The 15,475-nt window shown below is 55.1% G+C and carries 8 protein-coding genes and 1 rRNA gene; 7 read left to right on the forward strand and 2 right to left on the reverse strand.

The window, feature by feature from the left end; genetic code table 11:
* Nucleotides 1-12 precede the first annotated feature (12 nt).
* A complete protein-coding gene (uvrA, locus tag KP806_RS21340) occupies nucleotides 13-2,907 on the forward strand; it encodes an excinuclease ABC subunit UvrA (protein WP_224725770.1) in 2,895 nt (964 codons plus the stop codon).
* A gap of 306 nt (nucleotides 2,908-3,213) precedes the next feature.
* Here the strand turns inward: uvrA and KP806_RS21345 are convergent, their stop codons facing one another.
* Complete coding sequence (locus KP806_RS21345) at nucleotides 3,214-4,830, reverse strand: nitrite/sulfite reductase (RefSeq protein ID WP_224725771.1); 1,617 nt, start codon at nucleotides 4,828-4,830, stop codon at nucleotides 3,214-3,216.
* A 286-nt stretch (nucleotides 4,831-5,116) separates the two neighbouring features.
* Between KP806_RS21345 and KP806_RS21350 the strand changes: the two genes are divergently transcribed.
* The gene (locus KP806_RS21350) at nucleotides 5,117-5,332 is read left to right on the forward strand and encodes a hypothetical protein (protein ID WP_224725772.1); all 216 of its coding nucleotides are present in this window, start codon (nucleotides 5,117-5,119) and stop codon (nucleotides 5,330-5,332) included.
* Nucleotides 5,333-5,410: 78 nt separating this feature from the next.
* Here KP806_RS21350 and KP806_RS21355 read toward each other — a convergent pair whose 3' ends face one another.
* A complete protein-coding gene (locus tag KP806_RS21355; protein ID WP_224725773.1) occupies nucleotides 5,411-6,379 on the reverse strand; it encodes a sugar phosphate isomerase/epimerase family protein in 969 nt (322 codons plus the stop codon).
* Between the two features lie 292 nt (nucleotides 6,380-6,671).
* Here KP806_RS21355 and KP806_RS21360 point away from each other — a divergent pair, with 292 nt between their 5' ends.
* The 5 genes from KP806_RS21360 to KP806_RS21380 form a co-directional block, all read left to right on the forward strand.
* Complete coding sequence (locus tag KP806_RS21360) at nucleotides 6,672-9,194, forward strand: DUF3656 domain-containing U32 family peptidase (protein ID WP_224725774.1); 2,523 nt, start codon at nucleotides 6,672-6,674, stop codon at nucleotides 9,192-9,194.
* Nucleotides 9,195-9,328: 134 nt separating this feature from the next.
* Entirely contained in the window at nucleotides 9,329-10,048 is a 720-nt protein-coding gene (locus tag KP806_RS21365; protein WP_224725781.1) for a heptaprenylglyceryl phosphate synthase, read from the forward strand.
* 193 nt (nucleotides 10,049-10,241) lie between these two features.
* The gene (gene pcrA, locus KP806_RS21370) at nucleotides 10,242-12,638 is read left to right on the forward strand and encodes a DNA helicase PcrA (protein WP_224725775.1); all 2,397 of its coding nucleotides are present in this window, start codon (nucleotides 10,242-10,244) and stop codon (nucleotides 12,636-12,638) included.
* Between the two features lie 200 nt (nucleotides 12,639-12,838).
* A complete protein-coding gene (gene ligA, locus KP806_RS21375) occupies nucleotides 12,839-14,839 on the forward strand; it encodes an NAD-dependent DNA ligase LigA (protein ID WP_224725782.1) in 2,001 nt (666 codons plus the stop codon).
* 359 nt (nucleotides 14,840-15,198) lie between these two features.
* Nucleotides 15,199-15,475, forward strand: a 16S ribosomal RNA gene (locus tag KP806_RS21380); the annotation flags it as partial.

Genomic DNA, 15,475 nt, shown 5'->3' on the forward strand with positions numbered 1-15,475 from the left:
GAGGAGAACGGATTGGGTAGCGACAAAATCGTCATTAAGGGCGCGAGAGCCCATAATCTCAAAAATATAGACGTCACGATTCCGCGCGATAAGTTTGTCGTGCTTACGGGGCTGAGCGGATCGGGCAAATCCTCGCTCGCCTTCGATACCATCTATGCGGAAGGGCAGCGGAGATATGTCGAATCTTTGTCCGCCTACGCCCGACAGTTTCTCGGCCAAATGGAGAAGCCGGATGTCGATTCGATCGACGGTCTTTCTCCGGCTATTTCCATTGACCAGAAAACGACAAGCCGTAACCCGCGCTCGACGGTAGGTACGGTAACCGAGATTTACGACTATTTGCGGCTTTTGTTCGCGCGCATCGGCAAGCCGCATTGTCCGGAGCACGGCATCGAGATTTCGTCACAAACGGTCGAGCAGATGGTCGACCGCATAATGGAATATCCGGAGAAAACCAAGCTGCAAATATTGGCGCCGATTATTTCAGGACGCAAGGGCGAGCATACGAAGCTGCTTGCCGATATCCAGAAGCAGGGCTTCGTGCGCGTTCGCGTGAACGGGGAGCTTAGAGAGCTCAGCGAGAAGATCGAGCTGGAGAAGAATAAGAAGCACAGCATCGAAGTTGTTGTCGACCGGATTGTCGTCAAATCGGATGTGCACAGCAGGCTGGCCGATTCGCTGGAAACGGCGCTGAACCTTGCCGAAGGGCGAGTGCTTGTCGATGTGATGGGGCAGGAGGAGCTGCTGTTCAGCTCCAACCTGGCGTGTCCGGAATGCGGCTTCAGCATTGAAGAGCTGGCGCCGCGGATGTTCTCGTTTAACAGCCCATACGGCGCCTGCCCGGATTGCGACGGGCTCGGCATGAAGATGATCGTTGACCCGGACCTGCTTGTGCCGGATGCGAACGTATCGATTCAGGACGGTGCTTTTCTCGCTTGGGCGGGCAGCACCTCGAATTATTATCCGCAATTTTTGGGCGCGGTTTGCGACCATTACGACATCCCTAAGAACGTGCCTGTATCGGAGCTGTCTGCGGAGCAGATGAAGAAGCTGCTTTACGGAACGGGCGGCGAACGGGTCCGTTTCCTGTACGAGAACGACTTCGGTCACCGCAAGGAAGCGTATGTGCCGTTTGAAGGCATCGTTCACAATCTGGAACGCCGCTACAGGGAGACGGCTTCGGATATGATGCGCGAGCATATTGAGAATTACATGAGCGCCAAGCCGTGCGGAGGCTGCAAGGGACAGCGTCTGCGCAAGGAGAGCCTTGCGGTAACGATCGGCTCGCATAATATCGCGCAGGTAACGTCCTTTTCGATCGGTGACGCGAAGCGGTATTTTGATTCGCTTCATCTTAGCGAGAAAGAAATGAAGATCGCCAATCTGGTCATGAAGGAAATTAACAGCCGGCTTGGCTTTCTGGTGAACGTAGGTTTGGAATACCTGACCTTAAGTCGTGCAGCGGGTACGTTGTCCGGCGGCGAGGCGCAGCGGATCCGGCTCGCGACTCAAATCGGATCCAGCCTGATGGGAGTATTATATATTTTGGACGAGCCAAGCATCGGGCTGCATCAGCGGGATAACGACCGCTTGATCCAGACGCTGGAGCATATGCGTAATTTGGGCAACACGCTGATCGTCGTCGAGCATGACGAGGATACGATGCTGGCCGCCGATTATATTATCGATATCGGTCCGGGCGCGGGCATTCACGGCGGGACGGTCATTTCCCAAGGTACGCCTAAGGAAGTGATGGCCGACGAGAAATCGTTGACCGGCCAATATTTAAGCGGTCGCAAGTTTATCGAGGTGCCGCTGGAGCGCCGTGCGACGAATGAGAAGTGGCTCGAGGTGCGCGGTGCGAAAGAGAATAACCTCAGAAACGTTAACGTCAAAATTCCGTTAGGCGTATTCACTGCCGTAACGGGCGTTTCGGGCTCCGGCAAATCTACGTTCGTGAACGAGATTTTATATAAGACGCTGGCTAGAGATTTAAACAAAGCGAAGACACGTCCCGGGCAGTATAAGGAAATGCGAGGCATTGAGCATTTGGAGAAGGTCATTGACATCGACCAGTCTCCGATCGGCCGGACGCCGCGTTCCAATCCCGCCACTTATACCGGCGTATTCGACGATATCCGCGATTTGTATGCGAGCACGAACGAAGCGAAGGTGCGCGGCTACAAGAAAGGCCGCTTCAGCTTTAACGTGAAGGGCGGCCGCTGCGAAGCCTGCCGGGGCGACGGCATTATCAAGATCGAGATGCACTTCCTGCCGGACGTCTACGTGCCATGCGAAATTTGCAAGGGCAAACGCTACAACCGCGAGACGCTTGAAGTAAAGTACAAAGGCAAAAATATTGCCGAAGTGCTGGAAATGACGATTGAGGACGGCTGCTCGTTTTTCGAGAACATTCCTCGTATTCACCGCAAGGTGCAGACGCTTCTCGACGTCGGTCTTGGCTATATGAAGCTTGGCCAGCCTGCGACGACTTTGTCTGGCGGCGAAGCGCAGCGCGTTAAGCTTGCGGCGGAGCTGTACCGCCGTTCGACGGGCAAGACGCTGTATATTTTGGATGAGCCGACGACCGGCTTGCACGTACATGATATTGACCGGCTTCTGAATGTGCTTCACCGGCTGGTCGATTCCGGGGAATCGGTACTGGTCATCGAGCATAACCTGGACGTGATCAAGACTGCGGATTACCTGATCGATCTGGGTCCGGAAGGCGGAAGCGGCGGCGGCACGATCGTCGGAACCGGTACGCCGGAGCAGCTCATCAAGGTGGACCAGTCCTATACGGGCAAGTATTTGAAGCCGATCCTGGAGCGCGACCGCGAACGGACGATCAAGAGGCAGCGGGCTGCAGCCGAGGCGGAATCTGAAACTGTGGAAACAGTTAAATAAAGTTTTTGATATTAGTTGAGATAACCATAAGGAATAAGGAAACCAGGCCATTCTTTAGAAGAATTGCCTGGTTGTTTTTGTGCAAATATAGAATGCGATATTAATCGTAAATTCCAGACAAGTAGGTTGTGCCGCAGAAACGAGTGAAAATCGAGAGAGGTGTAGAAGTGAATCGGCAGGATTGGTTGCAAATAAGCAAAAAAACCGTTAGTTATTCGGGCCGATGCCAAATAAATAACGGTTTTTTGTTTTGGAAGGTTGTGGTTAAATAGTTAAAAAGTCGACTTATATAATTATCGAAACAATCTATACGGATACAGTTAAAATGGCAGTAAGCTTTTCCTGGAATGCAGGCACGCCCACGCGATTAACGAAGGAGTGGAACGTATCGTCCGCTTCGCGTTCGCCTTGGTAAAACTCGATCATCTGCTTCAGCACTTCTCCTACCTGATCGCCTTTCACACGGCCTTTAAGCGGTGTATTCAACTTGGCGTTCGGTCCGAGAATACCGCCGACGGCGATGTCGAATGCGTCGACCATGCCTTCCGGCGTTTTGATCAGGGAGCCTTGAAGGCCGATATCCGCAATATGCTTCTGACCGCATGCATTCGGGCATCCGATGAAGTGAATGCGGATTTTCTCGTCCAGCTGGACGTTTTCATCCAGATATTGAGCTACGCTGCGGGCGCGCTCTTTCGTTTCCACGACGGCGAGATTGCAGAACTCGTTGCCCGTACAGGAAACGGTACGGCTCATAAACCGTTTTGCATTCGGCGTCAGACGCTCCAGAACGGGAGCCTTCAGCGCTTCTTCGACCTTGTCGTCAGGCACGCCGGAGATCAGAATGTTCTGGGACATTGTGGTACGCAGGATTCCGTCTCCGTAATTGTCGGCGATATCGGCAAGCTGCTCCAGCTCGTCCGCATTGGTGCGGCCAACCGGGATGTTCAGGCCGATGTAGTTCAGGCCGGCTTGCTTCTGGGCATGAACGCCGTCATAGTATGCGGCTTGCCAACCGACGGTTTTGTCCTCGCCGCGCGATGGCATTTCGCCGATAATTTCGGTGAGCTTCTCCAAAAATTTCTCAGGACCCCAGTCGGCAACGAGAAACTTAAGACGGGCTTGATGACGCTTCTCGCGATAGCCGTAATCGCGGAAAATCGTCGTAACCCCAACGGATACCTTAAGCACCTCTTCCGGACGGACGAACAGGTCAAGCGGCTTCGCCAGATGAGGCTTCGCCGACAAACCGCCGCCGACAAGCACATGGAAGCCGATGACTTCTTCCCCGTCGATCGTTTTGACCGCAGGCAAGAAAGCAAGGTCGTTAATTTCGGCATTCGCGTTGTTATAGATATTGGAAGAGATGGACATTTTATATTTGCGGGGCAGATTCGAGAAATCGCGATTCATTAAATAAAAATCGTTCACTTCATTAACAAGCGCCCTTGTGTCCATCAGCTCGTCCTTATCGATGCCGGCAAGCGGGTTGCCGACGATTACGCGCGGGCAGTCGCCGCAAGCCTCATAGCTGTACAGGCCGACCTGCTCCAGACGCTCAAAGATGTCCGGCAGGTTCTCGACTTGCAGCCAGTGGTACTGGATGGCTTGACGGGTCGTTACGTCCACGAGACCGCGCCCGTAATCACGGGCGATTGAGGCCAGCATACGCGCCTGCTTGCTCGTCATGATTCCGCCGTTGATGCGTACGCGCATCATAAAATGACCGTCGCGCGGCTTTTGCTCGTACACGCCGGCCCATTTGAAACGGTTCATATCGTCCTCGGGTATGGAAGCATATCCCTCTTTGGCATACTTCTCTATAATGGTGCGGATGACGTCCAGTCCGTCTTTTTCCATTTTGACAAATTCGAATTTATTAAGTTTGGAAGTTTCGTTCATCCAAACGGCTTCGTAAGCCATGAAAACAATCCCCCTCATGATGATATTCATATCGCCGAATTCCGGGGAATCAGGGGTATGAATAGGCTAGGTTGATGGTATCATATTTTAAGAAAGCCGACAACGATTGTTTCACGCTTACAAGTCGGTTTTTGTCATAACATGGTGGATGAAAGCTTGATAAAAGAGATGCTACGGAAATCGTGACAAAGTTGTTACGATTCCGCTTACGTACTTGCGCCCGCGGCAACTTGAAGCTAACATAGAGTAATATAGGCTACGTGCGAACTAAAAGGAGGTCCCCTTCATGTTTTTGGCAGAAGAAGCAGTAAAAGAAGCAAGCAAAATTGCTACGTTCGACTGGTTCATGCTGGCATTTACCGTTTTGATCGCAATCGGTTTTGTCCGGCTGTTGAGTGTCCGTCCAAAGAAAAACTATTTTGCGATTGCCTTTACGGCAGTTTCGCTCGCATTGTTCTTGTTGATCGACTTCATTATGATCACAAAGGTTTGGATGGCGTAGGGATTCCGGATACAGAATCGGAAGCAAACAAAAGAAAGGTCTGGCGGACAAGTCCGTCAGACCTTTCTTTTTTGATGTTTATACCCACCACATTTCGCCAAGCGGCTCGCGGATCAAAATTTGCTGCAGGTTTTGTACCGCTTTTGTAAAACCCTCGTCCACGGACATCAGGCCGTCTTCGTGCTCGATGCTGACGACATAATCATAGCCGACGAGACGAAGCGCGCTGAGGATGTCAGCCCAAGTTTTCAAATCATGGCCGTAGCCGACTGTACGGAATTGCCATGCGCGGTCAAGCATAAGCGCGTAGGATTGCATATCGGTTACGCCGTGATGGTTGACGTTGACCGGATCGATCGTCGTATCCTTCGCGTGGAAGTGGTGAATCGCGCCGGCCCGTCCGAGAATATGTACGGCTTGTACAGGATCGATGCCTTGCCACCACATATGGCTCGGGTCAAGGTTGGCGCCGATGGCATTGCCTGCCGCTTCGCGGAGGCGAAGCATCGTAGCCGGGCTGTGAACGGAGAAGCCGCCGTGCAGCTCGAGGCCGATTTTGACGCCGCTCGCTTCAGCCAGTTTGCCGATTTCGGTCCAATAAGGAATTACCTTCGCTTCCCATTGCCATTTCAGAATGTCCTGATAATCGTTCGGCCAAGGAGCAACCGGCCAGTTCGGATATTTGGCATCCTCGTGGTCGCCGGGACAGCCGGAGAAGGTGTTGACAACGGAAACGCCCAGCCGGTTAGCAAGCTCGATCGTTTTGCGGATGACCGAATCATGCTCTGAGGAGATCGCTTTTTGCGGATGCAGCGGATTCGCGTGGCAGCTAAGCGCACTGATCATCAGACCGCGAGATTCAACCGCTTGTTTAAACGCTTTCAGTTTGCCTTCGTCGGCAAGCAGCCCGTCCAGGTCGCAATGCGCATTGCCCGGATAACCGCCGGTTCCGATCTCGATCGCTTGAAGCCCTTTGGAGGCGATATAGTCCAAAGCTTCCTCAAATGGCTTTTGTGCAAATAGAACGCTGAATACTCCTAATTTCATTCGCTGGTTACCTCCCGAATCCATGGCATGGATTGATTTCGTTTTTCAGAGCTAGTATACCACTTCTGCCGCCCGTTCACATGCCCGAAACGACATTTGGCAAAATCACATAATAACTAAACAAAAGGGGAGTAGCGGCCTCGGAGGCTCGCGTCCGATCCTATCCTTTAAACGATTGAAACTATCATATCCGCATATATGTTGCTGTGCCAGTATTGTGTAGTGGTATCGGCGTCCGCGGTTTGTTAAGATAGAAGAAGCAGGCTTTAAGAATGAGAGGGATTAGAGTTAAATGGCAAATACATTAGTAAGATCGGATATAGAGCTGCTCGCCCCGGCAGGCGATTGGGATTGCATGAGGGCGGCTGTGGCCAACGGAGCGGATGCGATATTTTTTGGCGTGGAGAAGTTTAATGCCCGCGCCCGCGCGAACAATTTCCGCAGCGAGGAGCTGCCGGAAATTATGGCCTTTTTGCACACGTACGGCGTAAAAGGGTTTCTGACGTTCAACATTCTCGTCTTCGAGGACGAGCTGAGAGATGCGCAGAAGCTGATTGAAATGTGTATCGATGCAGGCGTGGATGCGGTCATCGTGCAGGATTTGGGGTTAGTGAAGCTCATCCGTGAGCTGTCGCCGGACTTCCCGATCCACGGCTCGACGCAAATGACGATCACCTCCCCGGAGGCGGTCGAGTTCACAAAGCCTTTCGGCCTTGAGCGGGTTGTGCTTGGACGCGAAAATAATCTGAAGCAAATCAGGACGATCGGCGAGCAGGCGAAGCTTCCGATGGAAGTGTTCGTGCACGGGGCTTTATGCGTATCGTATTCGGGCCAATGCCTCACCTCGGAAATGTGGGGAGGACGGTCCGCGAACCGCGGCGAATGCGCGCAGGCGTGCAGGCTGCCGTACGATCTGATGGTCGACGGCGAAGTGAAGCCGATGGGAGACATCGCGTATTTGCTGTCGCCAAAGGATTTGGCGGCGATCGATATCGTGCCGGAGCTCATCGAAGCGGGAGTGACGTCGTTTAAAATCGAGGGCCGTCTCAAAAGCCCGGAATATGTCGCTAATGTCGTGAGCAAGTACCGCCGCGCGATCGATAAGTACTTCGACGGCGATCTGTCGAAGCCGTCGGCGGAGGACGTGCGCGAGCTGCAGCAAAGCTTCTCGCGCGGCTTCACGCACGGTTTTCTGAAGGGGACGAACAACAAGCAGCTCGTGGAGGGCACATTCCCGAAAAGCCGGGGCGTCTACCTCGGCCGCGTGGAGCGCATTATGCGCGACGCCGTGACGCTGCGCATCGAGGCGCCATTGAAGCGCGGCGACGGCATCGTATTTGACGCGGGCGATCCGACCAAGAAGGAAGAAGGCGGCCGCGTCTATGATATCCGCCGGCAAGGCGTCAAGATCGAAGGCGAGGCGCAGGAAGGCACGCTGATCGAGCTGGTCGCCGGGCGGAACGACGTTGATCTGCGCAAGGTGCATGTCGGCGACCGCGTCTGGAAAACAAGCGATCCGGCGCTGGACAAGCGGCTGAGAGCGACATTCGAAACGGAAAAGCCGTACCGCGTGTTTCCGCTGCATGTCCGCGTAACGGGCGCGCTGGGCGAGCCGCTCCGCACCTGGTGGACGGACGTGCAGAAAGGAACGACCGTGGAGGTTGCCTCCGAGCTTCCGCTGGAGCAGGCGCAGAAACGGCCGATGGACTTTGCGCTTCTGGAAGATCAACTTGGTCGCCTCGGCGGCACGGTGTATCAGCTGGACAAGCTTGAGGTACAGCTGCAGGGCGACCTGATCGTGCCGATCCGCGAGCTGAACCGGCTTCGCCGCGAAGCGGTCGAGCGGCTGGCCGGCGAGCGACCGAAGCCGCCGGTATACGTGAAACGGGCGGTCGATGCCCATGCGGACGCCCACGAGGGCGGCAAAGCGCTGGTAGCTCCGCGCAGCGGCAAGGACGCCAAGCTGACGGCGCTTTGCCGCAGCCTGGAGCAGGTTCAGGCTGCCGTGACAACGGATGTATCGTACATTTATGCCGACTTTGAGTTTATCAAGCAGTTCCCGGCTGCGGTGTCGGCCGCCCGCGAAGCGGGCAAGCCGATCGCGCTTGCGACGCCGCGCATCCATATGCCGGGCGAAAACGGCTATCACGCCAATATATTGAAGCTGAAGCCGGATGCGGTGCTGGTCCGCAATACGGGCGCCCTTTATTATTATTTGCGCGCCCGGGCGGCGAACCCGGATCAGCCGTTCCCGAAGCTGATCGGCGATTTCTCGCTGAACGTGGCGAACCATAAGGCTGTGAAGCTGTTCGAGGAGGCGGGGCTTGATCTTATTACGCCATCCTACGACCTGAACATCCAGCAAATGATCGATCTGCTCGAGAACTCCGACACGTCCCTGCTGGAGGTTGTTATTCACCAGCATCTGCCGATGTTCCATACCGAGCATTGCGTTTATTGCACGTTTATGAGCGAAGGCACCGACTTTACGAACTGCGGGCGGCCTTGCGAAGAGCAGCGGGCATCTCTGCAGGACCGGATCGGCATGGCGCATCCGGTACGGGTCGACGAGGGCTGCCGCAACACCGTGTATAATGCGATCGAACAGTCGGGTGCGGAATATATCCGCAACTTCGTCGGTCTCGGCGTATCGAATTTCCGCGTCGAATTTCTGGAAGAGACGCCGGAGAAGGTGCTGGAAGTGCTATCGCTGTACCGCGACGCCCTTGACGGACGCATCAGCGGAACGCAAGTATGGCGCAGCCTGAAGGCGATCAATCAGCTTGGCGTTACGCGCGGACAGCTTGTGAAGTAAGCTCTCGGCGTCTAAGCGCGCAGGGCTGATATGAAGGCTTGAGCTGGAAACGCGCGCCGGAGCAGCTGCCGCTGAGGGAGGCTGCTCCGGCGCGCTTGTATCTTTTTGCGGAAAAAAGTGAGGCGTTGTCATTCATGAATGAGGCATGGTATGCGGGTTGGAGGCATGTGTTTAAGCTGGACCCGGATCGGGAGATTTCCGATGAAACGCTTGACGCGGTTTGCTCGTCGGGGACGGATGCGATTATCGTCGGAGGCTCCAGCGGCGTTACGTTCGAGAACACGGTGGATTTGATGTCGCGCATCCGCAGATATTCGGTGGACTGCGCGCTGGAGGTGTCGACCCTGGAAGGGGCGGTTCCCGGCTTTGACGGCTATTTCATTCCCCTGGTGCTGAACACGGACCGGGCGGAGTGGATCAACGGGCGGCAGACCGAGGGACTGATCGAATACGGCTCCTTCGTTCCCTGGGAGGAGACGGCTGCTCAGGGATATATTATATTGAACGAAGACGCAACGGCGGCGAAGCTCACCGGGGCGAAGACGGAGCTCAGCGAGGACGAGCTGGTTGCGCACGTGCGGATGGCGGACCGCTTGATGCGGCTTCCGGTCGTCTATCTGGAATTCAGCGGGCGCTTCGGAGATATGAGGCTTGTGAAACGGGCGCGCTCGGCGGTTTCAGGGGCGAGGCTGTTCTACGGCGGGGGCGTCGACAATGCGGAGAAAGCCCGGCAGGCGGCGGAGGCGGCTCATACCGTCGTCGTCGGCAATGTCATCTATGCGGATTTGGAGGCGGCGCTTTCAACGGTCGCAGCAGTAAAAGAAGTTTCGGCAGACGGTCTGACGGCCGGCTAGCCATATAGCAGTGACGCAGCACATCATCATGTGGGATGAACCTATATTATGAATGGGCTGTTTTTTTTGCGGCTTAAAAGACGGTGCAGCTTCTGCTGTTTTCCGCTCGAAGAACGCAGTTGGAAATTGACAGTCCGGTAGCTGTTGTCTACACTGGAAATATGGGAACAAATGCGAACAAAGGAGTCGGAGCATGTTTAATCAAATAGGCATCGAGCAGGCGGTGCAGAAGCTAAATCCGCCGCAGAGGGAGGCCGTTCTGACGACGGACGGGCCGCTCTTGATCATGGCGGGAGCGGGCAGCGGCAAGACGCGCGTGCTGACGCACCGGATTGCATATTTAATAGAGAAGAAGCGTGTAGCGCCTTGGAGCATTTTGGCCATCACCTTTACGAATAAAGCATCGAGGGAAATGCAGGACCGGGTCAGTGCGCTCGTCGGCCCGTCCGGACGGGATATTTGGGTATCCACCTTTCACTCGATGTGCGTGCGGATTTTGCGGAGGGATATCGACCGGATCGGTTTTACTTCAAGCTTTTCGATTTTGGACTCGTCCGATCAGCTGTCGGTTATCCGGAACTGCATGAAGGATATGAACATCGATACGAAAAAATTCGAGCCGAAGGCGGTTCAGGCCGCCATCAGCGGCGCGAAGAACGAGCTGGTCACTCCGGAGCAGTATGAGCAGAAGGTCGGGGATTATTTTGAAGGGATCGTCGCCCAGGTGTTTGCCAAGTACCAGAAGCGTCTCAGAAGCAACAACTCGCTTGATTTCGACGACCTGATTATGATGACGATCCAGCTGTTCAAGGATGTGCCGGAGGTGCTTGATTTTTATCAGAACAAGTTCCGTTATATCCACGTTGACGAGTATCAGGATACGAACAGAGCGCAATACATGCTGACGCGGATGCTGGCGGACAAGCACCACAACATTTGTGTCGTGGGTGACAGCGACCAGTCGATCTACCGCTGGCGCGGCGCCGACATTACGAACATTCTGAACTTCGAGAGCGATTATCCGGAAGCGCGCACGATCATGCTGGAGCAGAACTACCGTTCGACCGCCAACATTCTGGAAGCGGCCAACGCCGTCATCAAGCTGAACACGGGCCGCAAGCCGAAGAAGCTGTGGACGGACAGCGGCGCAGGTGACCTGATCGCGCTTTACCAGGCGGATACGGAGCATGAGGAAGGGTATTACGTAACGGGCGAGATCCGTAAAAACACGAACAAAGGCTACAATTACTCCGATCATGCGATTTTGTACCGGACGAACGCCCAGTCGCGGGTGATCGAGGAAATTTTGATCAAATCGGACATCCCTTATCAAATCGTCGGCGGCATCAAGTTCTACGACCGCAAAGAGATTAAGGATCTGCTCGGATATTTGAAGCTGGTTTCCAATCCGGACGACGATATCAGCCTGCAGCGCATCATTAACGTGCCGAAGCGGGGGATCGGCGATACGACGGTCGGCAAGCTCGCGGACGAGGCGGCAAGACGGGGAACTTCCATTTTCCGGGTCATGAACGATTTGGGCGACGTTGAGGTGAACGGCCGCACGCGGACGCTGCTTCGCGAGTTCCATGATATGATCGACAATCTGACGAGAATGGTCGAGTACCTGTCGGTGACGGAGCTGACCGAGAAGGTGCTCGAGCTGTCGCAGTACCGGATGGAGCTGCATCAGGAGAATACGCTGGAATCGAAGGCCCGCCTGGAAAATATCGAGGAGTTTCTGTCCGTGACGATGGACTTCGAGAAGCGGAACGAGGACCGTACGCTCGTATCCTTCCTGACGGACCTTGCTCTGATCGCGGATATCGACTCGATGGATAAAAAAGACGACGATGCCGATAAGAACAAGGAAGCGGTCGTGCTTATGACGATGCACAGCGCGAAGGGGCTGGAGTTTCCGGTCGTGTTCGTCATCGGCATGGAGGAGGGCGTATTCCCGCACAGCCGGGCGCTTATGGACAACGAGGAGCTCGAAGAGGAGCGCCGTCTCGCGTATGTCGGCATCACGCGCGCGGAGAAGCGCTTGTACCTGACGTGCGCGCGGACGCGGACGCTGTTCGGCCGCACCAGCAGCAACATGCCCTCGCGCTTCCTCCAGGAAATACCGGAAAGCGTGAGGGAAAGCGCGTCGGCCGGCGGAGGCGGGGGGTACTCCCGACCGATCGGCCGAGCCGGCGTCGGCGCCGCTCCGCAGGGCGCCGCCGGCCGGTTTGGCGCCGGGCGCGCGCCTGCAAGCGGCGCGCCCGGCGCGGGCGGCCGTTCCCCGGGCGGAATGCCATCGGGAACGGGCCTGGCCGCGGCGGGCGGCAGAAGCGGAGGCGTGCGGGTGAGCACGCCGATGCAGGATGCCGCCCGGGCGGCGGGCAGCGGTGCGGCGGCTGGAGGAGATGCCGCCGCGTCCCGCGATTTTGCTGCCGGAGACCGGGTGTCGCACGGCAAGTGGGGCATTGGCGTGATCGTGTCCGTCAAGGGAACGGGCAAGGATATGCAGGTGAACGTGGCGTTTCCGGCGCCTGTCGGCATCAAGCCGCTGCTTGCTGCATTCGCTCCGATCACGAAAGTGGAATGATTGCATCTTTCGAATGATTGAATTTTTTTCGAATGATGGTGTTCTTTTGCGATTGGAATTCGTTGCGGATCGTTTGCCGATCCTTGAAGTAACGGTATCATCCGCTAATTCCGGGGCATAAATGAACTAATAAATGAACGTACTTGCACGCCTGAACGATATCAAAGGAGGAGCCTCCCGTGAACGCTCAATTGGAACGGATGCAGCAGCTTGCTGCGATGATAACGGAGCACAATTACCGCTACTACACGCTGGATCAGCCTGAAATAAACGATGCGGATTACGACAAGCTCTATGATGAGCTTGTCGCCCTGGAGGCGGCGAGCGGAACCGTATTGCCGGATTCGCCGACACGCAGGGTCGGGGGCGAGCTGCTGACGGGCTTTGAGCCGTACAGGCACCGCGCCAGGCTTTGGAGCTTGGACAAGGCTCAGGACGCGGAGGACTTGTTGGCGTGGAACACCCGGCTCCTCAAGGCTGTCGCTGACTATAACGCGAAGCATCCCGACGAGGAGCCTTTGCCTCAGCCGTCCTACGTCATCGAACTGAAATTCGACGGGCTGACGCTGAATCTGACCTATGAGGACGGTCAGCTCGTCCAGGCGGCGACGCGCGGCAACGGTACGGTCGGGGAGGGCATTCTGGAGCAGGTGCGCACCATTCGCTCCGTACCGTTGTCGATTCCTTTTACAAACGGGATTATCGAGGTGCAAGGGGAAGGCATCATGCAGCTCTCCGTGCTGGCGCGGTATAACGAGACGGCTGCGGAGCCTCTCAAAAACGCACGAAATGCGGCTGCAGGCGCGCTTCGCAACCTGAATCCGAAGGTTACGGCGGAGCGTAAGCTTGATGCGTTCATTTATAATATCGGTTATGCCGATGGTGTATCTTTTGCGGACCACCGTGAAATGCAGCAATTTCTGCGCGACAACCGCTTCAAAGTCAACCCGTATGTCATCTATAAAGATACGATAGAAGAAGTGCTGACCGAGCTGATACACGTGACGGAGCAGCGTTCGCAGCTGGACTATCTCATTGACGGCGCTGTCGTGAAGGTCGTCGATTTCCGGACGCGCGAAGCGCTCGGCTATACGGATAAATTTCCGCGCTGGGCGGTAGCCTTCAAGTTCGAAGCCGAGGAGACGACGACGGTGCTGGAATCGGTATCGTGGGAGGTAGGCCGCACAGGCAAAATCACGCCGGTAGCCCGGGTAGAAGCGGTGGAGCTTGCAGGGGTTACGGTCCAAAATTGTACACTCAACAATATCGGCGACATTGAGCGTAAAAACCTGAAATTCGCTTTAGGCACGCATGTGACGATCCGGCGCTCCAACGACGTGATTCCCGAGATTTTGGGCAAGGCGGACGAAGAGCCGGGCGCAGAAATCGTATACCCGACCGTCTGTCCTTCCTGCGGCACGGAGCTGGAGCAGCGCGGCGCCCACTTGTTCTGCAACAATAAGCTGGGCTGCCAGCCGCAAATTATCGGGCGCATTACTCATTTTGCTTCGCGCGACGCCATGGATATCGACACCTTCAGCGTGATGACGGCTGACCAGCTTTACAGGGATTGCGAGGTTCGCGACCCGGCTGATCTCTATGCGCTGACTTATGAGGATCTGATCAAGCTGGAGCGTTTCGGCGAGAAAAAAGCGCGCAAGCTGCTTGATGCTTTCGAGAAATCCAAGGACCGCGAGCTGGCCGCATTCTTGTTCGCTCTCGGCATTCCGAATACGGGAAAAGCGACGACCAAAATGCTCGCCGACCACTTCGGAAGTCTGGATGCAATTATGGCGGCGCAAGCGGACGAGCTGATCGCTCTTCCCGACGTCGGAGGCATTGTGGCGGAAAGCATCGTCGGCTTTTTCAACGATCCTGTCATCGTGGACAGCATTGCACGCATGCGGGCGCTTGGCGTCAAGGCCGAAGCGGAGCGGGCTCCGGTAGTCAGACAGGATAGCGTGTTCAGCGGCAAAACCGTCGTGCTGACGGGAACGCTTCCGACGATGTCTAGAGACGAGGCGGCTAAAAAGCTGGAAGCCTGCGGCGCCAAGGTATCGGGCAGCGTGTCCAAAAAAACCGACTACGTCATTGCCGGAGAGAGCGCGGGAAGCAAGCTGACTAAGGCGCGCGAGCTGGGCATTACCGTTATTGAAGACGAAGCGGAGCTGCTTCGTCTGCTTGGAGAAGCTTCCGGATAATCCGGTCAGCTTACAGAAATAGAGAGCCTCGTGCGTACTCGCACGAGGCTTTATTTTGATGAAGAAGATTGTCGGATTGGCATGCATTCGTTAAAGTATAATTTTTTTTATTTTTTGCTTGCAATGCATGAATCGACATGATATATTATTTCTTGTCGCTTCTGAGGCGGACGCAACAACGAAATATTCCTTCATTAATATGAAAAATAAGTTGTTGACAATGTCGAATGAAGATGATAAAGTATTTCCTTGTCACGACAAAAAGTGACGGCAAGTTCTTTGAAAACTGAACAAATGGATCACGTCAAAATCCGACAATGATTTAAATAGCTAGTTAAGTAATGAGCAAGTCAAACACTTTTATGGAGAGTTTGATCCTGGCTCAGGACGAACGCTGGCGGCGTGCCTAATACATGCAAGTCGAGCGGATCTTGTCCTTCGGGACAAGATTAGCGGCGGACGGGTGAGTAACACGTAGGTAACCTGCCTGTAAGACTGGGATAACATTCGGAAACGAATGCTAATACCGGATACGCGAATGGGTCGCATGACTCGTTCGGGAAAGACGGAGCAATCTGTCGCTTACAGATGGACCTGCGGCGCATTAGCTAGTTGGTGAGGTAACGGCTCACCAAG

The sequence above is a fragment of the Paenibacillus vietnamensis genome, from assembly GCF_020169515.1.
GTDB classification, from domain to species: domain Bacteria; phylum Bacillota; class Bacilli; order Paenibacillales; family Paenibacillaceae; genus Pristimantibacillus; species Pristimantibacillus vietnamensis.

Excerpts from the sequence above, each read along its gene's own strand:
- KP806_RS21345 (WP_224725771.1), bottom strand. The coding sequence starts at position 4,830 with ATGGCTTACGAAGCCGTTTGGATGAACGAAACTTCCAAACTTAATAAA.
- KP806_RS21350 (WP_224725772.1), top strand. The coding sequence starts at position 5,117 with ATGTTTTTGGCAGAAGAAGCAGTAAAAGAAGCAAGCAAAATTGCTACG.
- KP806_RS21355 (WP_224725773.1), bottom strand. The coding sequence starts at position 6,379 with ATGAAATTAGGAGTATTCAGCGTTCTATTTGCACAAAAGCCATTTGAG.
- KP806_RS21360 (WP_224725774.1), top strand. The coding sequence starts at position 6,672 with ATGGCAAATACATTAGTAAGATCGGATATAGAGCTGCTCGCCCCGGCA.
- KP806_RS21365 (WP_224725781.1), top strand. The coding sequence starts at position 9,329 with ATGAATGAGGCATGGTATGCGGGTTGGAGGCATGTGTTTAAGCTGGAC.
- pcrA (WP_224725775.1), top strand. The coding sequence starts at position 10,242 with ATGTTTAATCAAATAGGCATCGAGCAGGCGGTGCAGAAGCTAAATCCG.
- ligA (WP_224725782.1), top strand. The coding sequence starts at position 12,839 with ATGCAGCAGCTTGCTGCGATGATAACGGAGCACAATTACCGCTACTAC.